Origin of the sequence: Acinetobacter higginsii (assembly GCF_000369525.1) — a bacterium.
GTDB lineage: Bacteria > Pseudomonadota > Gammaproteobacteria > Pseudomonadales > Moraxellaceae > Acinetobacter > Acinetobacter higginsii.
This window is the reverse complement of the sequence record NZ_KB850071.1, coordinates 163,725-187,967: the sequence shown is the minus strand read 5'-3', so window position 1 is coordinate 187,967 and position 24,243 is coordinate 163,725. Positions and strand designations below refer to the sequence as shown.

Annotated in this window: 26 protein-coding genes; 11 read left to right on the top strand and 15 right to left on the bottom strand. The window is 41.2% G+C overall.

Going from position 1 to position 24,243, the window contains the following annotated elements; genetic code table 11:
• Positions 1-44: 44 nt before the first annotated feature.
• Both truB and F902_RS04090 read left to right on the top strand, forming a co-directional pair.
• Complete coding sequence (gene truB, locus F902_RS04095; RefSeq protein ID WP_005201306.1) at positions 45-938, top strand: tRNA pseudouridine(55) synthase TruB; 894 nt, start codon at positions 45-47, stop codon at positions 936-938.
• Positions 939-949: 11 nt separating this feature from the next.
• The gene (locus F902_RS04090; RefSeq protein ID WP_005201305.1) at positions 950-1,717 is read left to right on the top strand and encodes a sulfite exporter TauE/SafE family protein; all 768 of its coding nucleotides are present in this window, start codon (positions 950-952) and stop codon (positions 1,715-1,717) included.
• Positions 1,718-1,731: 14 nt separating this feature from the next.
• Here F902_RS04090 and F902_RS04085 read toward each other — a convergent pair whose 3' ends face one another.
• From F902_RS04085 to serA, 3 genes are all read right to left on the bottom strand, one after another.
• Positions 1,732-2,589 carry an EamA family transporter gene (locus F902_RS04085; RefSeq protein WP_005201304.1) on the bottom strand — a complete coding sequence of 286 codons (858 nt, stop codon included), beginning with the start codon at positions 2,587-2,589 and terminating at the stop codon, positions 1,732-1,734.
• A gap of 53 nt (positions 2,590-2,642) precedes the next feature.
• Complete coding sequence (locus F902_RS04080) at positions 2,643-3,524, bottom strand: EamA family transporter (RefSeq protein ID WP_017402255.1); 882 nt, start codon at positions 3,522-3,524, stop codon at positions 2,643-2,645.
• A 102-nt stretch (positions 3,525-3,626) separates the two neighbouring features.
• Positions 3,627-4,859 (bottom strand): phosphoglycerate dehydrogenase, encoded by a 1,233-nt coding sequence (gene serA / locus F902_RS04075; protein ID WP_005201299.1) that lies wholly within the window; start codon positions 4,857-4,859, stop codon positions 3,627-3,629.
• A 347-nt stretch (positions 4,860-5,206) separates the two neighbouring features.
• On the opposite strand from serA, the gene F902_RS04070 reads away from it, so the two are divergent.
• Both F902_RS04070 and F902_RS04065 read left to right on the top strand, forming a co-directional pair.
• Positions 5,207-6,616 (top strand): FAD-binding oxidoreductase, encoded by a 1,410-nt coding sequence (locus F902_RS04070; protein ID WP_005201297.1) that lies wholly within the window; start codon positions 5,207-5,209, stop codon positions 6,614-6,616.
• Positions 6,617-6,690: 74 nt separating this feature from the next.
• Positions 6,691-7,008 (top strand): hypothetical protein, encoded by a 318-nt coding sequence (locus F902_RS04065; RefSeq protein ID WP_005201296.1) that lies wholly within the window; start codon positions 6,691-6,693, stop codon positions 7,006-7,008.
• 14 nt (positions 7,009-7,022) lie between these two features.
• On the opposite strand, the gene F902_RS04060 is transcribed toward F902_RS04065, so the two are convergent.
• Complete coding sequence (locus F902_RS04060; protein ID WP_005201294.1) at positions 7,023-7,811, bottom strand: hypothetical protein; 789 nt, start codon at positions 7,809-7,811, stop codon at positions 7,023-7,025.
• Between the two features lie 136 nt (positions 7,812-7,947).
• Here F902_RS04060 and F902_RS04055 point away from each other — a divergent pair, with 136 nt between their 5' ends.
• A complete protein-coding gene (locus tag F902_RS04055; protein WP_017402254.1) occupies positions 7,948-8,712 on the top strand; it encodes a nucleotidyltransferase domain-containing protein in 765 nt (254 codons plus the stop codon).
• An 86-nt stretch (positions 8,713-8,798) separates the two neighbouring features.
• Here the strand turns inward: F902_RS04055 and F902_RS04050 are convergent, their stop codons facing one another.
• From F902_RS04050 to F902_RS04040, 3 genes are all read right to left on the bottom strand, one after another.
• Positions 8,799-9,113 carry a putative quinol monooxygenase gene (locus F902_RS04050; RefSeq protein ID WP_005201290.1) on the bottom strand — a complete coding sequence of 105 codons (315 nt, stop codon included), beginning with the start codon at positions 9,111-9,113 and terminating at the stop codon, positions 8,799-8,801.
• 13 nt (positions 9,114-9,126) lie between these two features.
• Positions 9,127-9,717: an NAD(P)H-dependent oxidoreductase gene (locus F902_RS04045; protein ID WP_005201288.1), complete on the bottom strand. Its 591-nt coding sequence runs from the start codon at positions 9,715-9,717 to the stop codon at positions 9,127-9,129.
• 112 nt (positions 9,718-9,829) lie between these two features.
• Positions 9,830-10,705 (bottom strand): DUF4349 domain-containing protein, encoded by an 876-nt coding sequence (locus tag F902_RS04040; protein ID WP_005201286.1) that lies wholly within the window; start codon positions 10,703-10,705, stop codon positions 9,830-9,832.
• Positions 10,706-10,885: 180 nt separating this feature from the next.
• On the opposite strand from F902_RS04040, the gene F902_RS04035 reads away from it, so the two are divergent.
• Positions 10,886-11,257, top strand: a complete 372-nt coding sequence (locus F902_RS04035) for a hypothetical protein (RefSeq protein ID WP_005201284.1) — start codon at positions 10,886-10,888, stop codon at positions 11,255-11,257.
• Between the two features lie 359 nt (positions 11,258-11,616).
• The gene (craA, locus tag F902_RS04030) at positions 11,617-12,852 is read left to right on the top strand and encodes a chloramphenicol efflux MFS transporter CraA (protein ID WP_412781767.1); all 1,236 of its coding nucleotides are present in this window, start codon (positions 11,617-11,619) and stop codon (positions 12,850-12,852) included.
• Between the two features lie 17 nt (positions 12,853-12,869).
• Here craA and yccS read toward each other — a convergent pair whose 3' ends face one another.
• The 4 genes from yccS to F902_RS04010 form a co-directional block, all read right to left on the bottom strand.
• Positions 12,870-15,020 carry a YccS family putative transporter gene (gene yccS / locus F902_RS04025; RefSeq protein WP_005201281.1) on the bottom strand — a complete coding sequence of 717 codons (2,151 nt, stop codon included), beginning with the start codon at positions 15,018-15,020 and terminating at the stop codon, positions 12,870-12,872.
• Between the two features lie 242 nt (positions 15,021-15,262).
• A complete protein-coding gene (gene sodC, locus F902_RS04020) occupies positions 15,263-15,844 on the bottom strand; it encodes a superoxide dismutase family protein (RefSeq protein WP_005201279.1) in 582 nt (193 codons plus the stop codon).
• Positions 15,845-15,952: 108 nt separating this feature from the next.
• Positions 15,953-17,047: an AI-2E family transporter gene (locus tag F902_RS04015; protein ID WP_005201278.1), complete on the bottom strand. Its 1,095-nt coding sequence runs from the start codon at positions 17,045-17,047 to the stop codon at positions 15,953-15,955.
• 123 nt (positions 17,048-17,170) lie between these two features.
• Positions 17,171-17,815, bottom strand: a complete 645-nt coding sequence (locus tag F902_RS04010) for a ParA family protein (protein ID WP_004657565.1) — start codon at positions 17,813-17,815, stop codon at positions 17,171-17,173.
• Between the two features lie 130 nt (positions 17,816-17,945).
• Between F902_RS04010 and F902_RS04005 the strand changes: the two genes are divergently transcribed.
• A complete protein-coding gene (locus F902_RS04005) occupies positions 17,946-18,416 on the top strand; it encodes a Holliday junction resolvase-like protein (RefSeq protein WP_005201277.1) in 471 nt (156 codons plus the stop codon).
• Here the strand turns inward: F902_RS04005 and F902_RS04000 are convergent.
• Positions 18,410-19,045 carry a class I SAM-dependent methyltransferase gene (locus F902_RS04000; protein WP_005201271.1) on the bottom strand — a complete coding sequence of 212 codons (636 nt, stop codon included), beginning with the start codon at positions 19,043-19,045 and terminating at the stop codon, positions 18,410-18,412. The genes F902_RS04005 and F902_RS04000 overlap by 7 nt on opposite strands.
• Positions 19,046-19,206: 161 nt before the next feature.
• Here F902_RS04000 and F902_RS03995 point away from each other — a divergent pair, with 161 nt between their 5' ends.
• A complete protein-coding gene (locus F902_RS03995; protein ID WP_004657571.1) occupies positions 19,207-19,770 on the top strand; it encodes a hypothetical protein in 564 nt (187 codons plus the stop codon).
• Positions 19,771-19,821: 51 nt separating this feature from the next.
• Here the strand turns inward: F902_RS03995 and F902_RS03990 are convergent, their stop codons facing one another.
• A complete protein-coding gene (locus tag F902_RS03990) occupies positions 19,822-20,385 on the bottom strand; it encodes a hypothetical protein (protein WP_005201269.1) in 564 nt (187 codons plus the stop codon).
• Positions 20,386-20,404: 19 nt separating this feature from the next.
• The gene (locus tag F902_RS03985; protein WP_005201267.1) at positions 20,405-21,184 is read right to left on the bottom strand and encodes a class I SAM-dependent methyltransferase; all 780 of its coding nucleotides are present in this window, start codon (positions 21,182-21,184) and stop codon (positions 20,405-20,407) included.
• Positions 21,185-21,305: 121 nt separating this feature from the next.
• Between F902_RS03985 and F902_RS03980 the strand changes: the two genes are divergently transcribed.
• A complete protein-coding gene (locus tag F902_RS03980; RefSeq protein WP_005201266.1) occupies positions 21,306-22,577 on the top strand; it encodes a hypothetical protein in 1,272 nt (423 codons plus the stop codon).
• A gap of 65 nt (positions 22,578-22,642) precedes the next feature.
• On the opposite strand, the gene F902_RS03975 is transcribed toward F902_RS03980, so the two are convergent.
• The gene (locus F902_RS03975; protein WP_005201264.1) at positions 22,643-23,257 is read right to left on the bottom strand and encodes a hypothetical protein; all 615 of its coding nucleotides are present in this window, start codon (positions 23,255-23,257) and stop codon (positions 22,643-22,645) included.
• 618 nt (positions 23,258-23,875) lie between these two features.
• Here F902_RS03975 and F902_RS03970 point away from each other — a divergent pair.
• A complete protein-coding gene (locus F902_RS03970) occupies positions 23,876-24,187 on the top strand; it encodes a hypothetical protein (RefSeq protein ID WP_005201261.1) in 312 nt (103 codons plus the stop codon).
• The last annotated feature ends 56 nt before the right edge of the window (positions 24,188-24,243 follow it).

Sequence of the window (24,243 nt, the reverse complement as noted above, 5' to 3'; positions counted from 1 at the left end):
CCGAGTTTTGCTAAAATAGGTCTTTATGCTTTGATTTTTCTTTTATGAAAAAAAGTTCTTATCGTCATTTGAGCGGTGTTTTCCTATTAAATAAGCCTTTAGGTTTAAGTTCTAATACTGCGCTGCAAAAAGTGCGTCGACTTTTTAATGCGCAAAAAGCGGGACATACAGGTGCGCTCGATCCATTGGCGACAGGTTTATTGCCGATCTGTTTGGGTGAAGCGACCAAGTTTTCACATTACTTACTGGACTCAACCAAACGTTATCAAACCACGGTCAAATTAGGGCAAACCACAGCGACAGGTGATGTTGAAGGCGAAATCCTCCAGCAGAGACAAGTGCCGACATTGAGCAAAGAACGAATTGAACAAATACTTGAGCAATTCCGTGGTGATATTCAGCAAGTGCCACCGATGTATTCGGCCTTGAAACGTGATGGTCGTCCACTCTATGAATTGGCACGTCAAGGGATCGAAATTGAGCGTGAAGCACGTCCAGTCACCATTTATAACTTAAGCTTGCTTGGCTTTACTGAAGATAGTTTGACATTGGATGTGACTTGTTCAAAAGGCACTTATATCCGTGTATTAGGCGAAGATATTGGCGAGGCTTTGGGCTGTGGCGGCCATTTAACTAAATTGCATCGTACCCAGACAGGCCATTTTGAGATTAATCCAAGTTATACCATTGAATATCTCGAAAGCCTTACCCAAGAACAACGCGATGCCTTATTGCTGCCAGTCTATGCACCTGTTGAGCATTTTCCTCGTGTGCAATTGCCTGAAGGCCGTGGAAAGTATTTTGGTAACGGTCAGGAAAGCAATATTGATCATGAAGCTGCAGCTGAAGTGTTGGTTTTTGATGGTGAACGTTGCCTAGGTTTGGCTGAAATCACCGATAAAAAACGTCTAGTACCAAAACGCTTGTTAAATTTATAAGAGTATCGTTAATGGAATGGGAACTGATTCTAACCTTAGTGTTCTTTGCTTTTTGTGCAGGAACAATTGATGCCGCCGTAGGCGGAGGTGGGCTGATTCAGATTCCCGCATTGATGGGTGCTTTACCGCAGACAGCGCCAGCCACCTTATTTGGAACCAATAAGCTGGCATCCATTTTTGGGACAGGCTCTGCTGCATTTTCATTTGTACGTCGGGTGAAATTGCAGTGGTCGCTGTTGGGCGTGATTGCGCTGTTTGCCTTTATTAGCTCCTTTATTGGTGCAGCATGTGTATCATTGATTCCGACGCATATCTTAAGACCGATTGTCTTGGTCATGCTGATTGTGATCGCGATTTATACCTTCGCCAAAAAGCAGTTTGGGCAAGTCCATGTCGATCAACAGATCACGCCAAAGTTATTGGTACTGGCTGCAATTGGTAGTCTAGCCATCGGTTTCTATGATGGTATTTTTGGCCCGGGTACGGGCAGTTTCTTTATTTTCTTTTTTATTCGTTTTCTACAGGTCGATTTTTTACATGCTTCGGCATTGGCAAAGATTGGCAATTTAATGACCAATCTGGCAGCACTCAGTTTCTTTATTCCGACAGGTCATGTGCTTTTTGCCTTGGGAATGATGATGGCAGTTGCCAATATTGCTGGCTCGTTATTGGGTGTACGTTTGGCTCTAAAATACGGCAGTGGCTTTATCCGTATTTTATTCTTGATACTTGTGAGTATTTTAATCTGCCGCTTGGGCTATCAGATCATTACGGGCTAGATGCTTAGATCTACCTAAGCTTTCCCTCCACGTAAGGTAACACCAATCGAAGCCACCATAATGCAAGCCAAAGCCACCCACTGAATTAAGCTAATTCGCTCATGTAGCAGTACCAGACCTGCTAAGGCTGCCAATGCAGGCGCAAGGCTGGAAAGCGTCCCATAACTGAGCTTAGTCAGGCGTTTGAGCGCCATTAAATCCAGAGCATAAGGAATCGCAGTTGCCATTAGGGCAATCACCAGTGCTTTACCCCAATATTGAGTATCTAGTAGCACCGGCGCGTTATTCCATAGGCCAAAAGGCAGTAAGGTCAGTGCGGATAAACCAATAGCAATCGTTAGCGCATGCATGCCAATATTCTGCTGCACCACGCGATGCCCATAATAAATATACAAGGCCCAAAAGAACCCTGCACCCAACGCACAGGCTGCACCGATATAGGAGAAATGCTGTGCTTGAGCATCGTGCCACGGTACCATCAAAGCAATGCCTAAAATTGCAAATGCCACCCAAATATAATCACTACGCTGTTTAATCGAGAGTAACGCCAAACCCAAAGGGCCAATAAACTCTAAGCCCACCGCAATGCCTTGAGGTAACTTACCCAAAGAGGTGTAGAACAGAATATTCATACACCCTAAGGCTGCGCTATAACAGAGTAAATCTCGCCATTTCAGTTCTTTCAATTTGGAAATGATTTTCCATGAACGGAACATGATCGAGACCAGAATGGTCGCAAAACACAGTCTTAAAATGGTCACCGTGAGTGGATCAAGTGTGGCAATCAATTGCTTGGCAAAGGATGCGCTGATTTGATAGGACAACATGGACAACACCATGTACAGCACGGCGACCAGTTGGAGATTTCTCATCTAAGATCTCCAAGAGAAGTGAGAGCGTTTTTCTGATGTTGAGGCAAGATCATTTATTTGGCCTCTTTCTGCTGTCGAGCCTGTTGCGTGGTAAAGGTACAGCCAATCGAGGCAATAATAATGGTGCCCAATGCTAACCATTGATTCCAAAGTAACATTTCACCTAAGAATATAAAGCCTGAGAGGGCGGCAACCGCAGGTTCTAAGCTCATCAAGGTACCAAAGCTAAGCGGGGTTAAACTACGCAAGGCAATCATTTCTAAGGTAAAGGGCAAGGCACTGGCTAAGATCGCAAGACCAATAAAATAGTATAAGTTTGGCAGTTCAAAGACTCGATCGATGGCGCCTGAAAAGAGTGCAAAGGGCAATAAGCAGAGCATACCAATCGACATGCCTAAACAGACGGTGTGATTACCAGAGATGCCTGACGGTTTTTGTCCTGCAATAATATACAGGGCCCAACACGCACCCGCACTGACAGCAAAGAATACGCCAAGCATGTCGAGACCTTGTTGTGCCTGTTGCAAAGGAAAGAGCAACATTAAACCTAGAATGGCACAGCCAACCCAGATGAAGTCATATTTCTGCCGAGCATGATACAGCGCGACACTTAAAGGCCCAATAAATTCAAAGGCAACGGCAAGACCGAGCGGTAAGCGTTCTAGTGATAAATAGAACAGCGCATTCATGCCTGCAAGTGCCACTCCATAAGTGAGAATGGCTTTCCAGCGCACTACTTTAAAATTGATGGTCCAGATTTTAAAAATCACCGCCAATATGATCGCACCAAAAAATAGGCGCATAGCGGAAACGGTCAGTACAGGAAAGCTTTGAAACAGAATTTTGGCCAAAGAACCACTGCCTTGCACACACAACATGGCAATCATCAACAGCAATAAAGCATGTAGTGGTGTTTTCAGCATTGGGGTCGACATTTTATTATTTAACAGTTGGTATAATATTCACATAATAAGTCAAACGCCCATAAAAAAGCCACAGCATCAACTGTGGCTTTTCGACATTATTCTAAATATTGCTTAGAACAATACGCGAACGCGGATCGTGCCTTCAACGTGGTTCAAAGTATCAAGCGCTTCTTGAGACGCAGATGCGTCAACATCCATCACCAAGTAACCGATATCACCTTTAGTCATTAACGACTGACCAGAGATGTTGATGCCTTGTTCAGCGAACAATGTATTGATTTTCGATAACACACCCGGAACGTTTTTGTGGATGTGCAGCAAACGGTGCTGACCATCAGAAAGTGGTAATGCGATTTCTGGGAAGTTCACCGCAGAAAGGGTCATACCTTTGTCTGAATAAGCAACGAATTTTTCAGCCACTTCTAAACCGATGTTTGCTTGCGCTTCCATGGTCGAACCACCCACGTGCGGAGTTAAGATCACGTTATCTAAACCGCGAAGTGGAGATAGGAACTCTTCACCATTAGCTTTTGGTTCTTTCGGGAATACGTCAACTGCTGCACCAGCAATGTGACCTGATTGAATTGCATCTGCTAAATCTTCGATCACCACACATGTACCGCGTGCTGCGTTCAAGAAGATTGAGCCTTTTTTCATTTTCGCGAATTGTTCTTTTTTGAAGAAGTTACGCGTTGACGGAACATCTGGAACGTGTAGCGTTACCACATCCGCAGTTTCCAAAAGTTCATCTAAAGAGCCAACTTGACGTGCATTACCTAATGGTAATTTAGTCACAGCATCAAAATAGATGACTTTCATACCTAAGCTTTCTGCCAAAACAGAAAGTTGTGAACCAATCGAGCCGTAACCGACAATACCTAGAGTCTTACCACGAGTTTCAAACGAACCCACCGCAGCTTTATTCCAACCGCCCGCATGTGTATCTTTCGATTTTTCAGGTACACGACGAAGCAACAGAATTGTTTCAGCAAGAACTAATTCTGCAACCGAACGTGTATTTGAATACGGTGCGTTGAATACAGGGATACCACGAGACATCGCCGCTTTTAAATCGACTTGGTTGGTACCAATACAGAAGCAACCAACTGCGATCAGTTTGTTCGCAGCTTCAAAGATTTCTTCAGTTAATTGCGTACGGGAACGAATACCAATGAAGTGAGCATCTTTAACTGCTTCTTTTAAAGCATCGCCTTCAAGCGCAGTTTTGTGATAATCGATGTTGGTATAACCCGCTGCATTTAAAGTATCGATGGCATTTTGATGCACACCTTCTAACAGAAGGAAACGGATTTTGTCTTTAGGTAGTGATAGATGTTGGCTCATTACGGCTCCGCTACAAAGGCCAAAATTTAGTTGCAGTACTATAGCATAGAGCTTTGAGATATAAATATTTGGTTTAAAATTAGCGCAGCAGAATTATTGATAATTTTTCAGTTGAAGCTGAATTTTATTGGTTATACACATTTTGTTATTACAGTATCTTTATCCTAAGCTTTATCCTGTGCCTGCTTCTATGTAAAATGCAGAGATCTGATAGTCAAATCTGAAAACATCAGGTTTGCGCTGTTCTGCCGAGTTTCTATATGTTGAATACTGCATTTTAAGATATTGAAAAATATTGTGTTGTTATTCAAATGCTCTATCTTTACTTCTTGCTAGGCCTGTAAACGATGAATGCTTCAGTCGCTTTAACACCTGAGTTATTGACCCAATTAACGGCAATTGTGGGTGAAAACCGAATTAAAACCGATGCCGACAGTTTAGAAAATTGGGGACGAGATCATACCAAACATTTTGATCCGAACCCATCAGTCATCGTTTTCCCTTCAAGCACTGAACAAGTTCAGGCCATTGTTAAACTTGCCAATCAATTTAATGTCGCGATTACACCATCGGGTGGTCGTACTGGCCTTTCTGCGGGTGCGGTGGCAACCAATGGCGAGATCGTAATTAGCTTTGACAAGATGAACCAGATTCTTGAGTTCTTCCCAGCAGATCGTATGGTCCGTGTTCAAGCAGGCGTGGTGACTGAGCAATTACAGAATTATGCCGAAGAACAGGGTATGTATTATCCAGTCGATTTTGCTTCAGCAGGCTCAAGCCAGATTGGCGGAAACATCGGCACCAATGCGGGTGGCATTAAAGTGATCAAGTACGGTATGACCCGTAACTGGGTACTTGGCTTGACGGTGGTGACAGGTAAGGGTGATGTGCTGCGTTTAAACAAAGGCATGATTAAGAATGCGACAGGCTATTCGCTGCAACACTTGTTTATTGGCGGTGAAGGTACGCTTGGTTTAGTGACAGAAGCTGAAATCAAGCTTGAGCGTCAGCCACAAAACTTACAAGTGATGGTCTTGGGTGCGCCTGACTTTGAAGCCGTGATGCCTGTATTACATGCTTTCCAAAATGCAATTGATCTGACTGCTTTTGAATTCTTTGGTGAATTGGCAATGCAGAAAGTGTTGGATCGCGGTCATGTACAACGTCCATTTGAAACGCAATGTCCGTTCTATGTGTTATTGGAATTTGAAGCACCATATGAACCAATCATGGACAAGGCAATGCAGATTTTTGAGCATTGTATGGAACAAGGTTGGGTTGTTGATGGGGTGATGAGCCAAAGTCTTGAACAGGCGCAAAGCTTATGGCGTTTGCGTGAAGATATCTCAGAGTCGATTGCGCCGTTTATTCCATACAAAAACGACATCTCTGTGTTAATTACTCATGTACCTGCATTTATTGCGGAAATTGATGCGATTGTTGCGGACAATTATCCAGACTTTGAAATTTGCTGGTTTGGTCATATTGGTGACGGTAACTTACACCTCAATATTTTAAAACCTGAAAACCTGACTAAAGATGAATTCTTTGCCAAGTGTCAGGTGGTGAATAAATATGTGTTTGATACCGTGAAAAAATATGATGGTTCGATCTCTGCCGAGCATGGTGTGGGTATGACTAAGAAGCCATATTTAGAGTATTCGCGTTCGCCTGAAGAAATTGAATATATGAAAGCATTGAAGTTGGCGTTTGATCCGAACGGGATTATGAACCCAGGTAAATTATTTGATCTTTAATGCTTGATTAAATAAAAGAAGCTCTGTTAAAAGCGTATCGAAAGATGCGCTTTTTTGTTATTAGGAAAGAATAAATGATAGAAAAACAAATGGTTTGTCGGGGATATATTTGCTTACATCGTAAAGACATTGCTGCTGACTACGTTGATTTTAATAACAAGAATAATGATTTATATATCAGTATGATCTTATTTATGAAAATAGAAGATTCAACTCATATGATACGCTTATATTTGAAAGATGAAGAAAAGAAAATTCTGAATGAGTTTTTGGTCTGTGAAATCCTATTTGGGCAAATCCTAGATGAAATTATTTTGATGAAAAATTATTCAGTATTGGATTTTCAAGGTAAAAGTGTAGGAACAGCGTATATAACAACAATCAAAGAATAAACGGCAATAAAAAATTATTTCTTGTACGCTTTCCAACCTGTCAAAATATGATAAATCAGCGGTAAAAGACAGAGCGAAAAGAAGCTGCAAATCGCAACGGCCCAGACAGGTATATTCTGTGGATTGCCCAAAAAGAAATAAGCAAAAACCGAATAAGACAGCATCCCAAACATCGCCATTGTGCCGAGTGGAAGGGTAATTCTAAAAATTAAAAAGTTAGCAAAGGCTTTGTAAGGATCCATGTTTCGATTCAAAGCATAGGCAATAATCATGACCAAGATATAGCCCATAATAAACAACATAAATAGGGTAGCGGCAAACAGCAGACCTGTGCGCCAGCTCTTTTCTTGTGCGGAATGATCTCCTGCTTCATAAACAACTTGAATATGATCTCCGACTACAGGCACGTCACCTGAACGGACTGAATTGTCCAAGACCAATGTTCTGTTTTGATTATCTTTGAATCGCACCTGAGCCGTATGCATTAAAGTTTGGGTTTTATATTTACGCCCGTTGGAATCCGTACGTTCGGTATCGACCCATTCAGAGGTATAGCTCACGATAGTTGCATCGTAGCTCGGTTTGGTTGCTAAGCCATATACAGCTTGCGATACCCAATAAGTAAAAGGGAAAAATAGGGAGCTGATGCTAAACACCACCACAAATAAATAAGCAAATTCAAACTTACTGCTGTCACGATTCTTGGCTAAACGTTTTAGCCAAAACTTTGTCAGCACAAAAGACCAGACACATAAGATCGCAACCACCACCAAGAAAACCTGTCCCGCATAAGTCAGTTGCATGCATGATCCTCTTTGTTATATTGAATAGAGATTGATTTTATCAAACGATAATTTTTTTAAAATCAAATGAATGAGTACGGTAAAAAATAGTATTGTTTCTCACAAGTATAAATTTTTAAATAATGAAGTCATCGCAATGAATATCCATCACGAAATCGAAAAACTATTTCAACAACGCCAAGATATCCCATTATTTTATATTGAAAGTGGTAGCCGTTTATGGGGCATGGCCAGTCCTGATAGTGACTATGATGTACGCGGTTTTCATCTACCGAGTAAAGACCAATATTTTGATTATAAAAAGCATCGTGACTTGATCGAGATTATGGATGGGGACTTTGACTTTGTCTCTTATGACCTGAATAAAATGTTTGGGCTGTTGGCAAAAAGCAACCCTACTGTTTTAGAGTGGGTCAGAGCACATATTGTCTATTTTAATGCCTTTCCAGAATGGCAGCTCTTCCGTGATGGATTACTTGAGCGAATCGACTATAGCGCGCTGTATCACCACTATTTATCATTGGCGAATGGTGGCATGAAAGTGATGCAAACCGCAGATAACTTTACTTATAAAAAAGTGTTTTATTCGATTCGTGGCTTGATGTCGGCTGAATTGGCGACCCAAGAACAGATGCCTGAATTATTGATTACCGATCTGTTTGCGCAAGTGGATGCAAACGATCCATTACGGCATTGGGCGGAAGATTATCTGGAGATTAAAAAGCAGCAACAAGAAAAAGCACAGCTACCCCAAGCGGAACAAGCTGCGATTCTTCAACTGTTGCAAAGCAAGATAGAGCAACTGGCAGCAAAGTCGATGCCGAAGGCGGATCGTCGTGCCAGTTTGGAATCCTATTTAACAGATTATAGCCGTCATTTAAAACAGCATTACTATCAGTAAAACCATGCATTTACTCATCAGCTGAGTTCGACTTAAATATTCAATGATTTCATATTTTGTCGGACTCAGATTTAGGGTGTTATCTGTTAAATCCCGATGTTTAGAATACGGATTTTTACATCGGCAACATGGTCTTTGGTTGCTTCAAAATGTTGCTGCATATGCGAAGTTTGCATATGAGCTTCTAAATGAGCGGTACTCTGCCATTTCTCTAACATGACAATCGTATTCTCATTCGTTGCCTGCATCTCAATCGCAGGAAGATGATCAATCAATGGCTCATAGCCATGACAACCATCTTCTGCCAGTACTGTTGGAATGATTTTTTCAAATGCATCTAATACCGCTTGGCGATGTTCAGCGCCTGCATGTGTATAAATTTCAGCAATAATGGTTAGCATATTATTTTCTCACTTAATGGCTTGCTGCAAAAAGTTGGTTTAAATGGGTTTTATAGGCTTCGATATAACTTGGCACATTTGGTGCCTTGATGACATCATTCACGATAAAGGTCGGTAATGAATCCATGCCCAAGAATTGATTGGCTTTATGGAAAGGTAAATAAACACCATCGACACCAACGCCGTGGAAGAACTGATCTGGATCGGTAAAGGCTTCCATCGGTGCGTTCCATGTCAAAGACAACATGTATTTTTTACCTTGGATTAAACCACCTGAACCATATTTTTTAGAGGCATCTGAACGACTACGGCCATCACTGGCATAAAGTGAACCATGTCCAATCGTGAAGATATCATCGATGTATTTTTTCATGGTCCATGGTGCACCCATCCACCAACCTGGCATTTGGTAAATCACCACATCTGCCCATAGGTATTTGGCAATTTCGGCTTGAATGTCATAGTCACTGTCAGTACGCGTAACTTGTACCTGATGCCCTAAGGTGCTTAGATGTGCTTGAGAAAACTCGGTCAGGGTGTCGTTCAACTCACCATTCGAATGTTCAAATTGTTTGGCGCCATTAATAATTAAAATATTGCTCATGCGATTACTCAAAAATAAATCTCTAAAAACTGGAAAGCATTTTAGAAAATCTATTCATGAGTAAAAATGCATAAATGAGCAAAATACTATTGATCAAAAATCAATAATTAAACTATTCAGCTTTAGATTTTTTAGTCTTATACCAACGACGAATGCCCCATAAAATCGCAATCGCTACATACAGCGGCCACAGCATCACGAGCCAAATGATGGTTTCTCTAAAGCCGTACAAGCCCACTTTAATCGCTTCCCAAATCCGACTGAATAACGGATCACTGTCCAGAGTCGCAATACGGTTGATATTCAAATCATGGCTTTTACGCACTTGTGACTGCTGGAAGAATTCCAGTCGAATGGTGCTATAAGCCAAGCGGTCTTTAACTTCTAAATTGGTCAGTTGCTGTAGCTGATTGTTAACGGCATTGGATCCGCTGTTACTTTGATTGGCGGTATTCAGTTTTTCTTCGAGTAGCTTTAATTCATAACGCTTGGCTTCATAACTCTGGGTATTAAAGTTCAGCATGAGTGGCAATAAATTATTTAAGAAGCTAGTCACCTGCGCATTGGGAATACGGACTGTGAGTTGCACGGTGGGGGTGATCTTTTCATAAATATCGACACTGCCATCAATACGATCACGCTCAGATCGGTCACTGACTTGATAATTAATCTGTTTTTCTTCGATATAACCATTGTATTGCAATAACTGCTGTTCTAGTGCTGATGTGGTTTTTAACACATCTTTCACTTCAAATTGCAATTGTGCGCTTTTGACCAATTGACGATTTTGTTCCAAAGCACTCTGTTGATTGCTAACCAGTTGTTCTGGATTTTGAACGGCATTTTCTTGAACAGCAGTGCTGTCCATTGCAGCACTTTCAGTTGCCACAGCTGCATCGCTTGCTGCACCTTCTGGATGTTTGGAACAAGCAGCCAACGTACTGCCCAAGATTAAAATAATGCTTAAATTTTTCGCTAAATCTGACATATCGGCATGTCCAAAGTAAGGTGATTTTGATGTTATAAACTGTGTTTTTTTAATCATTTGTTATGATCATCATCTTGAATGATGACAACAAATATTATGCACGCCACATACATTTTGTTGCGCGGCCATTCAGTTTTGCATAGTAGCATAAATGAGCTAAATGGATTGGATGGGTACAAAATGTATAAAATTGCGATGATCTTGGGATCTGCTTTATTCCTCACGGCGTGTAATCAACCAACAGCACCATCGCAGCAACAAGCAGCCGTGCAAAAGAGTACGGTGATGCATGCGATCTTATCGGATCAGCCCGATCTATTTCATGCAGACAGCAATTTAAAAATAGATCAGCAATTTAACAGTGCTGAAAACCCAACCGATGCACAGGTCACGGTTGAGCAAGCACAATTAGATGATTCGGTGATTGCGGTACGGACAGAATATCAATTAAAACGAAATCAAGATGTTTGGAAAGTCGTAAATAAAAAGCAAAGCTACCAATGTGCCCGAGGAGAGAATACCGAAACTTTCCAATTCGAGTTATGCCCATAATTCGATGCACCATCAAACAGTGAATAAAAGATCAGCAAAACTGTGGATAACTTTTTGGTTATGCACATTGCTGAATCCTCGTTATGAGTTGTTTAAATTGCGGTCATTTTGAAAAAGTGCTACAGTTGCGCGTGGCAATTTAGCCAAACGGTAAAACATTTACCAATCTCACGTAAATAAATTGTTTTTCTTATATACACCTAGTGAATACGGTGTTTTCACATTTATCACATGCTTTCTCACAGCATGAAATCAAAATTTAATTTAAATCTAAGCCATAAAATCTTGTGGTGATGATCCCTTTTTCGTTTTGAAAAATGGGACGTACACGAGTTGGTTATTTTTGTGAATAAAACATGATGACGAATAATCAGAACATGACGTTAAACCGTATAACGCTCATGTTTCCTTTAGCTTTAGTGCTATTCGAATTTTCAGTTTATATCGGTAATGACTTGATTCAACCTGCGATGTTGTCGATTACAGAACAATTTGCAGTCAGTGCAACGTGGGCACCGTCGTCAATGTCATTTTATTTGTTGGGTGGTGCCAGTGTCGCATGGCTGTTGGGACCGCTTTCGGATCGCCTCGGGCGTAAAAAAGTGCTCTTGGCTGGTGTGGCATTTTTTACGCTGTGTTGTTTGCTGATTTTATTGACCCACAATATTGAACAATTCCTAACGTTGCGTTTCTTGCAGGGTATGGGGCTGAGCGTCATTTCTGCGGTCGGTTATGCAGCCATTCAAGAAACCTTTGAAGAGCGTGATGCGATCAAAGTTATGGCACTGATGGCAAATATTTCTTTATTGGCGCCTTTACTAGGCCCTGTATTGGGGGCATTCCTGATTGATTATGTGTCATGGCATTGGGGTTTCGTCGCCATTGCTGCGGTGTCTTTTATCAGCTGGTTTGGCTTAAAGAAATTTATGCCTGCGACCCAAGAAAGTCGTAAACAACCGAAGCAGCCTTTTAGTTATATCTTTGATGACTTTAAAAAGGTATTGAGTAACCGTCGCTTCTTGGGTTTAAGCATCGCCTTACCGATGGTGGGGATGCCGTTGATGCTATGGATTGCTTTATCGCCGATTATTTTGGTGGATGAGCTGAAATTGAGCAGTGTGCAATATGGCTTGGCGCAGTTTCCTGTGTTCTTTGGCTTAATTGCAGGCAATATCATCCTGATCAAGATTATTGATCGTTTCCCGCTAGGTAAAACCATTCTATTTGGTTTGCCGATCATGTTATTGGGTACTGCATTCTTGCTGCTCGGTGTCATTTGGCAAAGCTATTTGGTGCCTTGTTTATTGATTGGTATGACCTTAATCAGTTTGGGCGAGGGGATTAGCTTCTCGGTGATGTACCGTTTTGCACTGATGTCTTCGGAAGTCTCAAAAGGAACAGTCGCAGCCGCGGTCTCGATGTTGATGATGATCAGTTATTTTGTCGTGATTGAATTGGTTCGTGTGCTGTATACGCATTTCCATATTTGGGCCTTTGCTTTAGCCAGTTTGGTCTTGATTTTATTCTGGTTTAGTTCACCACGCCATGCCTTGAAACAGCATATGCTGGCACGTCAGCAAGACGGGTTGAATTAATTATCCCCATCGACTGCTCACTTGATTTCTAAGGCGAGCAGTTTATTTTTTAATAGGACTAACTCAGGTAAGGTCTCGAGTAACAGACTCATTTGTTTTAACAGCAACGGGTGCTTTGCAGAGACCTGATGCTGTTGATTGAGGATCTTAATCTCTTCAAGCAAGCGTTCTACTTGCTGTTGCGGAATAGCGGCTTGTTCGATCAGACTTTGCTTGAGCACATTCTCAATTTTATCCAGTAGTTCTAACAACGCCTGATCTTCAATTTTTTCCCGTTGATGTCCTAAGGCCGAGACATAGCTGAGTTGGCTATGGCTATAGACCAAATAGCGAAAGGCATGCTGAATGAGTTCTTGATTAGGCTGAGGTTCGGTACTTAGACTTGAGATCATATTCGACAGCTCGATCTGGGCATTATGTGCTGCACGTCGAGTGGTTCGGTATTCCAGATCGAGTTCACGCCCTTGATGATATTGTTGTACCACCACATGAAAATAATCGAAGGTGGTTTGATTATTTTTCTTGATGTTGCTGGAGATATTGCGAAAATTCCAATCGGGCCAAATGAAATTGACCGCCAGCCATGCAATCGCACAGCCAATAAAAGTGTCAATAATGCGTGGCAGAATAATACTAAAACCTGCACCTTTTAAATTAAAAATCAATAACACCATCAAAGTAGCCATAACCGTGGCAAGTGCATATTTCTTTTGTCTTAAATAGAAGAATGAGACCCCACAGATGACGGTTAATAGCAATTGGCCTTCAATACTTGGCACAAAATAAAGAATGGGGATACCTAATAGCACCCCGAGTAAAGTGCCAATGGTTCTCAGTTTAAGTCGGCTCTTGGTGGCAAAATAAGTAATTTGGCAAACAAATAAACTGGTGAGTAAAATCCAGTAGCCATTTTGAGCAAAGGGCAATAATGAAATGGCATAGCCAACCGCAAAGATCACAGCCAAACGCACGGCATGACGGAACAGCGCCGATTGTGGGCTGAGTTGTTGTTTGATTTTTAAAATTAGATCCTGCACACCCTGAATATCATCATCGAGTAAGTTCAAATGATCTTGATGTTGCTGCGGTGAAAGCTGTTCAATATTTTGATTGAGCTGCAGTTGAGCAAACTGCTCATGCACACTTTTTAAATTATTGAGGATCAATTCCAGATTTTTAACTTCAAGATTATGGGGATGTTGTTGCATCCAATCACGCATCGACAATTCTAGATTTTCTAGTGCTTTACTGGCAGATTCACGGGGCTGATAGCTTTGATGATCTAAGATTGCTTGGCTTAAATCATGACACGCCATGGCTTGAAGCTGCATATTTTTTTGAATACGGAAAATTAAATCACTGCGGCTAAAATTCTGATGAATTTTTTCATAATGCAGATAGCTGGAGGTCACCTGTTCATGCATGTCTTGGGCAAAATAATATAAGTTCAGCCAATAAATACTGGTGTTGTTAACCCGAGACGCTTTTAAGCGGGTCAGTAAGGAGTTTTTGGCTTGATTCAGGCTACTGACCACTTGGCTATTTTTTTGAGAAAGTTCGAATAGCAGTGTTTCGACATTATCAATATTATCTGGGTCGAATAAACGTGATTTGGTTTGAAGTAATTCAGCAATATCCTGAAAAATAGTAGAGATCTTTTCTTGTAAAGGTAAGGTTGGGCGAATAACAAAAAATAAGATTGAAGTCAGTCCATACCACAAGGCACCCAATACAAAATAACTCGGTTGCTGATACCAAGCTGGATATTCACCTAGACCGAACATGGTATAGATCGACAGTAAAATTGTGCCAAAGGAAATGGTGGCATAGCGTTGCCCAAGCGCACCCATCAGGACCAACGCTGCACTGGAGAGGCTGAGATAGACAATGAACCAAAATTTATAGGGGGCGAGAAACTCTAAAATAGTACTGACCGTAAAGAACAGCACGCAGACATAGATCAGATTGCGTAAACGGATACTGAGACGATCATCAAAGTCGGTCAGTGCGGTCGCAATTGCGCCTAAGGTGACAGGAACAATCAGTTGCCCGAATCCAAGCTGATATAAGCCTAATGTTGTACCGCACAGTACGATCAGGATTTGTAGGCAATAAAGAACAATTGAGTTGGAGCGAAAGCGATTGAACAGGCGGGATAAATTTTTCACGATTCTTATTCTTTAATATGTTCTGGATTCATCATACAAATAAATTTCCCAAAGGAAAGCATTGTTAACCAACAAGTAGCACTATTTTTTAGCATCAATATTTGCATGATTTTTCAAATAATAGATAAGATGCAAAATTCATGCTCAGTTGTATTTTGTTATGATGAGATTAAAGAACACATAAAAAAAGACTAAAAGCAAAGCAGCTGTGGATAACTCGTAAGATACCCACAGTATTTAAATTACTTAATCACACCACAGGCAATACGGTCACCACCACCGCCTAATGGCTTAGGTGTATCCGAATAATTGTCTCCACCGACATGGATCATGATCGCACGATTTTGAATATCAGCCAGTTTTAAACGTGGTGCAATCACAGGAGTAGTTGCAAAACCTTTGTCATTCACCACCAATACCGGTAAATCACCTAAGTGGCCTGTTTCGGGCGTACCATGATGCGCGACCTTTTCAGGATTTAAGTGACTGCCTGCTGCCAAGGCTGCCCCCATTTTTCCATCTTTTAATGCCGCTTCACAGGATGGGTTCTCATGGATGTGGAAACCATGTTCGCCAGGAGAAAGTTTCCAAAGCGCAGGGGTGATTAATAAACCTTTAGGTGTTTGTTGAAAAGCAACCGTTCCGATTGAAGTACCCACGCCATTGGCATCGACTTGATAGACTTGGATCAACTGCTTTTGATCCGTTGTGCTGGTCTTGGTTTGGATTTTAGATGCATTGTTATCGAGAGAAACCGAAGAGCAGGCTGCGAGACTGAAACTCAGACAGCCGAGCAGAGAAATTTTTTGAAGCATTGAAGTCATTGCGAAGATATCCTTATAAATTATCTTTATTTGACGATTCAAACAAAGTAAGCGATATCTCGCAAGCAACATTAATCAATTCATGACAAAAAATTAAACAAAACAAACCTATTTAGTTTCGGGAGGAGCTTCCAAAGCCGCAACAGGCTCATCGACGTTTTCATGCAGCCATTCACGCCAGATCGCCAACAGAATGGCTAAAATCACTGGGCCAATGAATAGGCCGACCAGACCAAAGCTGGCAATACCGCCTAATACTCCAAACATGATCAAGATAAATGGAATCTGGGTTGCGCCTGAAATCACCAGTGGACGAATCACATTGTCTGAGCTACTCACAATCACCACACCCCAAACCACAACACCAATGGCTTCCATCGTTTGCCCTTGAGCAAATAACCACAGGCCTACCCCAAGATATGAAACAGGTGTTCCAAAAGGAATCAGCGCCAAGATAAAGGTGACCATGGTCAACAGCATTGGATTTGGAACGCCTGCAACAAAATAGCTGAGGCCAGCTAATAGGGCTTGTGCAACTGCAGTTAAACCAACGCCGTATACGACAGCACGAGTCGTTTCCGAAATGGTATCTAAATAATGATGCACACGTGGACCAATCACCATTTCCAAGGCACGACTCACTTGTGCCAAAATCATTTGTCCATCACGGTAGAAGAAGAACAAAGTCATCAGTGCAAATGTGAGTTTGACCAAATTACGGCTAATCTCGCTCAACACAAAACGCCCATAGCTGAGATGGCTCTGAATCCATTCAGCAATATTCTTGGTAATACTGTTCGGATCACTACTCAGTTCATTGACAGTACGACTGATGTCTTTGCCAATAATCGGTAGATTTTTGATAAATTCAGGAACTTGAACATGGCCTGAAAATAATTGTCGCTGTAAATTAAAATATAAATTACGACCTTCAAGTTGCAACATAAAGATTGCACAGATAAATGGCACACCAATCACGATAATGACCAAGCTAATCATTAGGGTGGCATTCAGTGTAGGTCGGTTTTCACCAAAGAAACGACGCTGTACCCATAGATATAAGGGCCAAGTCATATAGGCAATAATTGCGGCCCAAAGGACAGGGACAATAAAGTATTTGAGAATACTGAATCCCAAAAAGAGCAGGACAAAGAACAGTCCAAACAGCAAAACGCGTTGTAATATGGGAGCGTATTGTTGCACGATAGTATTTCTCAAGTGCTATAAATTGAATAAAACCATCTTAACTGAAAATGTAAGCGAGGGAAATTTTCATTTCCCTGTTTTAAGATTTGATATCAAAAGATTACGTTTCTTTGCAAAGCCTTAGAACCACTCGCTTGGATCATCGACCAACTGGTTTAAAACAGGCTGCCATTGGCTTTGGATACTGACAAAATTTTTCTGGGTTTTATCAAACACACTCAGCCCTTGCATTGCCAATGTACCGTAGGCACTACGCTCAGAAATCCATGCCACAGGATCTTGCTCAATCTTGCTAAAGAAGTCCTGAATATCTTTGGAACTGGCACTGTTCGGTTTGACGCGATTGGCAATCAACAGGATTTGCACTTTACCTTTACGAATACGTTTAATGTCTTGTAAATGTTTTAAGAAGCGACGAGTACTGTCAATATCAAAGAACGATGGCTGTAATGGCGTTACAATCGCATGCGCTTCGCTGACCAATTGCTCTGCATGTTCACCTGAAAGTGCACCAGGTGCATCAATAATTAAATAATCTAAATTCTTTGGCGCTTCACCAATGGATTTTTCATGTCGCCAATCCAGACTCTGAATGCCTGTGACGGTTTCAGGCCGTTGCTTGAGCCATTGCAAAGACGATTTTTGGTTGTCAGCGTCAGCCAGCGCAACCTTATATCCTTTTTGAGATAGTGCTGCAGCCAATGTAATAGCTGTCATAGTCTTGCCACAGCCACCTTTTTGATTTGCGATTAATATGGTTTTCATGAAATTAGATTTATTAACTAGGCTCTCGTATTCGTTTATACCTTAGCATCTTTTTCGGTCAAGTGTGTTACACATGACAAAAGTTTAATGTTGCAGTTAAATAGCTGCATTCAAGAGAAGGAAAGTTGCTATGTCGGTTTGGTTGGCGATGCTGATTGGTGGTTGTATTGGTGTCGTGATCACCACGATTATTTTATCCAGCACCCGTAATGGTCGGATTCAGGCTGAGTATGAAAAATATATCACCGAACTAGAGTTAGAACATAAACAGGCTTTGCTTGATGCGCAGAAGCGCAGTGTCAATACCAGCCGTGCGGTATTGAAAGGCAAAATGGCGGAGCAGTTTGCACCGATCTTACCAGAGTTTCGTTATTTACCCAGTGATGCCAAGTTTTTAGGTGATCCTGTCGATTATGTGGTTTTTGATGGTTATACCGACTTTCGCGATGGCGATGGTACAGCCGACGATATTGAGGTGATTCTATTGGATATTAAAAGTGGTGGTGCACGCTTGAGCAAAGGACAGCAGGCGATTGCTCAGGCGGTCACAGAAGGTCGCATTCGTTTTGAAACCTTGCGAATTGATTTCGAAGATCAATGAGGCGTTTCTAATTTTTGTACACGCGCCAACAGCATTGTTTGTGCCACAGCAGGAATACCTTCTGCATCAAAATATTCTTTTTCGATCAATTTAAATTTGGCTTGCAAGAGCTGGCGTTCAATGTCTCGGTTTAGATGACAACCATCGGCAATACGTTTTTGAATTGGAGTCAGCAGCGTTTGCAAAGATTGGATTTTTGTCGAGTTTGGATGTTTGACATGCTCAACCAGATGAAAGGTTCCTGTTGGTTTGAGTACCCGATGTATTTCGGCTAAGGCCTGTTCAAGATCAGCAATGCTACACAGTGTCCACGTCGACACAATATGATCTAAAGATGCATCAGCGAAAGGCAATTTCTCTGCACTGGATTGCACATGCTTAATAAAGAAAGGTGCATGCTGTACCCTTTCAACGGCCAATTGATAAATATCAGGATTGGGCTCTAAGGCATAGAGTGAATCGACATTGCCATAAAACGGAATATTGAGCCCTGTACCAAAACCAATTTCGAGTACTTCACCTTCGAGTGGGAGCAGTAATTCACGACGTCGATCCATCAAGCTAGCGGTTTGCATGACCTGATTGAGCAAATGAGGAAAGATATGACGTTGGTAAAATTGGTAAATCATAGAAATCCATTCGTTGGTTTTAATAAAGAGGATACTTCACTAACAGCACAAAAATATGACTAAAATGAATTTGACTGTTACCAAAAAAAGCACTTTTTTTCACCATCTCAGCATACTATCAAGAGAAAGGCTTTTCTAATATTTTCGAGGATAATCGAGCCATGAAAAAACGTCTATGGATGAGTTTATGCATGGTGGCTGCAATTGGGCAAACACATGCATCAACCGGTCAGGCAGAATATAACATTGCCAATGGCTTAGCGCCTGTTGTGGAATATCAATCGATTTCGGTATTAAAACCTTTTGATGGTAATTTCCGTATTCTCGGTTCAAAAGTCTATCATGACGATGAGCAAGCCAAATTTTCTCCGATCGATTATGCGGTGAGTTTGGGGCTGTTTACTGATCCTGCGATCGCACGGACGATTGATGTACGTCAATATGACCGTTATTTGAATTGGAAAATGAATACACTGCCTGTGCCACCCGATCAAGCGATCAAACTGGTGTCCAATATGCATATTATTCCTGCCAATCCAGAGATTGCCAAACAAATCAAGCAAGTGAAACGTGGTGACTTGGTTCAACTCAAAGGTGAGTTGGTCGAGGTCCGGGATAAGGACTTGGTATGGAAATCGTCTTTAACCCCAGGTGGAGTGGGTGATGGCGCATGTGAGTTATTTCGTGTGAGTTCCATTCACTGGATTGAGAAACAAAATATTTAACAATAAATTTGCAATGAAAAAGGGGCATCAGCCCCTTTTTATTTATTTCAGCTACTCAGCTTGCATTTTGCTTTCCGCTGTTTGCGCATTTCTCCAATGATGCAACTGGCTTTGTGCATGTAGATATTCATTTAGCTGATTGACTTGCTGATTCGCATCTGTCGTTTGAGCAGCATTGGCGTGTTCCAAGACTTGGGCTTGATGTTCCCAATAATCATAAAGCAAGCCTTGAATATAGCGACCCTGCTCAGTTTTGAGCTCCAGTTCTTTGAGCATTTTCAAGGCTGAGTTCACATTATCTTTTTGACGTTGCTGCTCGAATTCAGGGGTGAGGCTATTGGCTTCTTTCATCTTGGCCAATTCCATTTCCATGCTATCGCTCATGTCGGTAAAGCGATGATCATAGTCATCCAATACCGCAATATCATGCCCATCATCTGCTGTGGCAGGGAATTGCTTGATCGGGGTTTGATTCAGTTGACCAATTGCATCATTACTTGCGCTGCTTTGCTGTTGTTGCTTTGCAGTTGGCTCTTTGTCCTTATTACAAGCACTGAGCATCAGTACTGAACTGAGTACACAGGTGATGGCAAATGTGGTTTTTAGGTTAGGCATAGCAGAGCTCGTTCAAGAATTAGTTGGGTATTTTCTGAAAATGGTAGGCAAAAGTGGTATAGGGGAAACTAATCTGATCTTGCGCAGTTAAGCCTGTAAAATCAAATACAATTTGTTCAAACTTTGCTTTTAACTGTTGTTGCTCTGTGGAGGGCATCGCGGCGATAAAACTGGTGGACAGCAAGCGTTTACTCACCACTTGTTCGACAGTGCCCTGATGCGCCTGTTGAAAGGTGGTTAATCCATCCAGTTTAAATAAGGATTGTCCTTCGAAGGCCTGTTTCCATAATTCACTATGATAACGCGGGGTATCACCTTCTAAAGGGGCAATTTCATCAGCCAAGGCTTTGACCCAATCGACAGCGGTATTACGTTGATTCCAGATCAGCCCTAGATGGCCTGCTGGCTTAAGTACCCGATGCATTTCACTGAGCGTTTCGATATTGGCAAACCAATGGAACGATTGCGCACAGAGAATGGCATCAATTGACGCATCGGCGAATGGTAGTTCGCTACTGAATGCTTGCAGACAATCGACTGTCGGATAGGCTTGTTGAAGCTGCTGTAACATTTCAGTGACAGGCTCGACCGCGATCACTTTTGCCTGGGTCTGAATCAAGTAGGGTAAGAATTTGCCAGTCCCTGCACCGAGGTCAACAACAGTGGAACTTTCATCTATTTGGAGCCGATCTTGCAGCCAAACCGCTATTTCTTGTGGGTAACTGGGGCGAACCTGCTGGTACAGTTCAGCCCCTAAACTAAAGCCTTTTTGAGCAGCAGGATGTAAGGATTGTGTCATTTTTTGCGCTTTTTAATCTGTCTTATCTCTATAAAATAAGATACTCCGCAATTATGGTTTGGCAAAGCCATCATTTGGTGACTTTTTGCTACAGACCTAGGATCAACTTTTCAGTGTGAGCATGGATAAGCAAATAATATTTGAAGATGAGCACATTCGCGTTATTTTTTTAAAAGGTTCAAGTGACACTTTAGTGATTTCGTTTGGCGACTTGATTAGTCGTGCTAAAGGCATGTCAATTAATGCTGAAAAATCCTTAATAAAATATCAATACAATGTGATCGGCATTATGCCGAAGCAGAAATCATGGTTTCCGAAAAGTAGCATGCTTCAGATGCAGCAGCAGATTCAACCGATTTTGCAGCAATTTAAAGGCATTGTCGGCTATGGCGGCTCAATGGGTGGCTATGCTGCAATCAAGTATTCAAATTTATTGAATATGCAAAAGATTGTGGCTTTTGTGCCACAGTATTCCATTGACCCTGATGTGGTACAGGATCGCCGTTATGCTGAGTTTTTTGATGCGTCTATCCATCAAGACATGCAAATTCAGGCAGATGAAGTCGATTCATCGCGTGAGTACATCATTGTCTACGATCCATACTATGCAGAAGATAAAGAGCATTTCTTAAAGATCCAACCTTTATTACCTAAAATGCATGTGATTCATTTGCCATTTACAGGCCATGAAGCACTTTCTGTTTTAGCAAGTTCCCAGTTGCTGAATGATTTTGTGGTTAAACCATTTGAAATCACTTATTTCTATCAGCGGGTTCGAGAAGTTAAGAAGCAAAGCAAATTCTATTATCGTCATGTGTTGGATGCTTTGTTGCCGCACCATCATCAAGCTTTATTAAAAATACTGCAACAGAACGACATTGCCTTAGATGAGCGTTATTTTGATGCGGTACTTAAACAAAAGTTGGTACAGCAGTTGTTTAATCTAAAACAAGGCACGGAACAGAATTTACATAAGCTCGGCGTACATCTGCATTTTGCGCAACATACCGAGACCCAAGCTGCCAATGTGGTGAATCTGCAGAATCAGTTTCTGGTCTTTAATTTGGCAAGCTTGAAATTAGAGTGCTATAGCGCTGATATTATTGCGGCCAATTCCGCCTATCTCTTGCCATTAAACCTGACTGCCAATAGTTTGGTGAAGCTCAGATTGAATGATGAATATTATTTATTGAGTATGAATGATCGTGGAATTCATAAATTGGTCAAAGAGGGGGAGCCCTTTGCACTTGATCAATCTCCATTGGTATTTAAACACTATGCAGATTTTTATAGTCTGAGTTATAAACAACTGACTTTAAGTTGTGATGCATCTGGCTTTACTCAATTCATTGAGAATAATGCGGACGAGCAAACCAAGCTGCAACTTTGCTGAACGTTGCAATGACAATAAAAAAGCCCTTTGAATGTTCAAAGGGCTTTTTTATATCTTACTGAATATTAATTCGCACCAATTTTTGCATTGGTATTGACGTTGGCATTTACGCCTAACACTTTAACACCCACATTTGCACCTGTTTGCAGGTTCTTTTTATCAGCATTCAAACCTGTTTGAGCATTTACACCAGCTGTTTTGCCATTCAATTGTGCTTTGGCATTGGTTTGTGCTTCCAAATTCAATGATTTAGATTTTGAAGTTGCCTGTTTATCGGCAATACGCTGTTTTACATTTGCAGTCGTATCTGCAGCCAATTCCTTACCATCAACTGCCTTGTCTACAGCATAGTCTTTGGTATTCTTTACGACTTCGCCTGTTTTATTCGCGACTTTAGAGCCAACATTTGTTGCTGCATTAACTGTTTGATGCGTAGCTGCAACACCTGTATTTACAGCAGCATGACCGACATTATGTGCAGTATGACCAACATCTTGAGCCACTTGACCGACGCCTTGTGCTGTGCCTTTCACTGCACCTGTGACACCTTTAAGTAGGCCACCTGATTGTACATTGACTTGAGCTGAGCCACTGGCATTTGCGCCTACGTTCTGTGCAAAAACTGAAGCAGAAGCAAGGATAGAGGTTGTCACGATAGCTGTTTTGATCATTTTTTTCATTGCGATTTCCTTAAGCGATGTACCGTATTGGGGTACTTCATTAACGCAACTGCATCATAGCGAGCAAAAAAACAGAAATGTGTGATTTTCATCAAACGTTACAACCAGATTACAGCTTAAAAACAATCTGGAGAGAAATTGTGGAGATTATTTATACTGATAAGCACGTGAAAAGTATAGTTTTTTAATTAATATAAATTATTGTAGTAAATCAATTTTGAGAAAAGTAATGGCAATAATATAGCTACTCTTCTGGTTATGTTTTAACAAAATGAATATGAAAATTATGAATAAATAAATAGCTTTAAACCGATTCAAAAAAGATCAAAAAAATGGCATTTTTATTGCTTGGTATAACTATGTGAAATTGTGATTGCACTTTTTTAGTCATTTCATTTTTTTCATCGTGTTTGCAGTGCGTAGAAATTTTGCACCAGGAAGCACAAGATTAAATACCATGATGCCGCTATATTTTTTGATAAACCCACGATTCAGATCGTATTTTATTTAAAGATATATGTGAAATATAAAGTGAATCTTAAATTGTATTCGCATTATTTATAGAAAAAGAATTGAAAACCAAGTAATGGCCAGTAAATAAAGCGCTGGAGAATATGAATGAAACAGATTGCAGCATTTTTAATTGTATTGATTGCACTGGGTGTGGTGGTTTTCTACTTTGAACCTGCCGAACCAACCAGTTCAACGGATGATACCGCAATTTATCAGATCAGCCCTGATCATTCAGGGAATATTTCAACCGTTTTAAGCAAACAGGAGGTGAACACAACCGAACATACCACATCACATATGTTGAAAAAATTGGAGACAACTCAAAAAGATACCCAATTTTACGATACGAAAAGCGATCCTTCGATACAACCGATTGATCCTGACACTGATCCAGCCAATGAAATTAAAAAACTTTAAATCGTCTGGGCTTCTTTTATCCAAGAAAAACAGATATTAAGAACCGTTCTTTATCC

What these genes read in the sequence shown, in the direction of transcription:
- truB (WP_005201306.1), top strand. Translation starts at nt 45, where the DNA reads ATGAAAAAAAGTTCTTATCGTCATTTGAGCGGTGTTTTCCTATTAAAT.
- F902_RS04090 (WP_005201305.1), top strand. Translation starts at nt 950, where the DNA reads ATGGAATGGGAACTGATTCTAACCTTAGTGTTCTTTGCTTTTTGTGCA.
- F902_RS04085 (WP_005201304.1), bottom strand. Translation starts at nt 2,589, where the DNA reads ATGAGAAATCTCCAACTGGTCGCCGTGCTGTACATGGTGTTGTCCATG.
- F902_RS04080 (WP_017402255.1), bottom strand. Translation starts at nt 3,524, where the DNA reads ATGTCGACCCCAATGCTGAAAACACCACTACATGCTTTATTGCTGTTG.
- serA (WP_005201299.1), bottom strand. Translation starts at nt 4,859, where the DNA reads ATGAGCCAACATCTATCACTACCTAAAGACAAAATCCGTTTCCTTCTG.
- F902_RS04070 (WP_005201297.1), top strand. Translation starts at nt 5,207, where the DNA reads ATGAATGCTTCAGTCGCTTTAACACCTGAGTTATTGACCCAATTAACG.
- F902_RS04065 (WP_005201296.1), top strand. Translation starts at nt 6,691, where the DNA reads ATGATAGAAAAACAAATGGTTTGTCGGGGATATATTTGCTTACATCGT.
- F902_RS04060 (WP_005201294.1), bottom strand. Translation starts at nt 7,811, where the DNA reads ATGCAACTGACTTATGCGGGACAGGTTTTCTTGGTGGTGGTTGCGATC.
- F902_RS04055 (WP_017402254.1), top strand. Translation starts at nt 7,948, where the DNA reads ATGAATATCCATCACGAAATCGAAAAACTATTTCAACAACGCCAAGAT.
- F902_RS04050 (WP_005201290.1), bottom strand. Translation starts at nt 9,113, where the DNA reads ATGCTAACCATTATTGCTGAAATTTATACACATGCAGGCGCTGAACAT.
- F902_RS04045 (WP_005201288.1), bottom strand. Translation starts at nt 9,717, where the DNA reads ATGAGCAATATTTTAATTATTAATGGCGCCAAACAATTTGAACATTCG.
- F902_RS04040 (WP_005201286.1), bottom strand. Translation starts at nt 10,705, where the DNA reads ATGTCAGATTTAGCGAAAAATTTAAGCATTATTTTAATCTTGGGCAGT.
- F902_RS04035 (WP_005201284.1), top strand. Translation starts at nt 10,886, where the DNA reads ATGTATAAAATTGCGATGATCTTGGGATCTGCTTTATTCCTCACGGCG.
- craA (WP_412781767.1), top strand. Translation starts at nt 11,617, where the DNA reads ATGACGAATAATCAGAACATGACGTTAAACCGTATAACGCTCATGTTT.
- sodC (WP_005201279.1), bottom strand. Translation starts at nt 15,844, where the DNA reads ATGACTTCAATGCTTCAAAAAATTTCTCTGCTCGGCTGTCTGAGTTTC.
- F902_RS04010 (WP_004657565.1), bottom strand. Translation starts at nt 17,815, where the DNA reads ATGAAAACCATATTAATCGCAAATCAAAAAGGTGGCTGTGGCAAGACT.
- F902_RS04005 (WP_005201277.1), top strand. Translation starts at nt 17,946, where the DNA reads ATGTCGGTTTGGTTGGCGATGCTGATTGGTGGTTGTATTGGTGTCGTG.
- F902_RS04000 (WP_005201271.1), bottom strand. Translation starts at nt 19,045, where the DNA reads ATGATTTACCAATTTTACCAACGTCATATCTTTCCTCATTTGCTCAAT.
- F902_RS03995 (WP_004657571.1), top strand. Translation starts at nt 19,207, where the DNA reads ATGAAAAAACGTCTATGGATGAGTTTATGCATGGTGGCTGCAATTGGG.
- F902_RS03990 (WP_005201269.1), bottom strand. Translation starts at nt 20,385, where the DNA reads ATGCCTAACCTAAAAACCACATTTGCCATCACCTGTGTACTCAGTTCA.
- F902_RS03985 (WP_005201267.1), bottom strand. Translation starts at nt 21,184, where the DNA reads ATGACACAATCCTTACATCCTGCTGCTCAAAAAGGCTTTAGTTTAGGG.
- F902_RS03980 (WP_005201266.1), top strand. Translation starts at nt 21,306, where the DNA reads ATGGATAAGCAAATAATATTTGAAGATGAGCACATTCGCGTTATTTTT.
- F902_RS03975 (WP_005201264.1), bottom strand. Translation starts at nt 23,257, where the DNA reads ATGAAAAAAATGATCAAAACAGCTATCGTGACAACCTCTATCCTTGCT.
- F902_RS03970 (WP_005201261.1), top strand. Translation starts at nt 23,876, where the DNA reads ATGAAACAGATTGCAGCATTTTTAATTGTATTGATTGCACTGGGTGTG.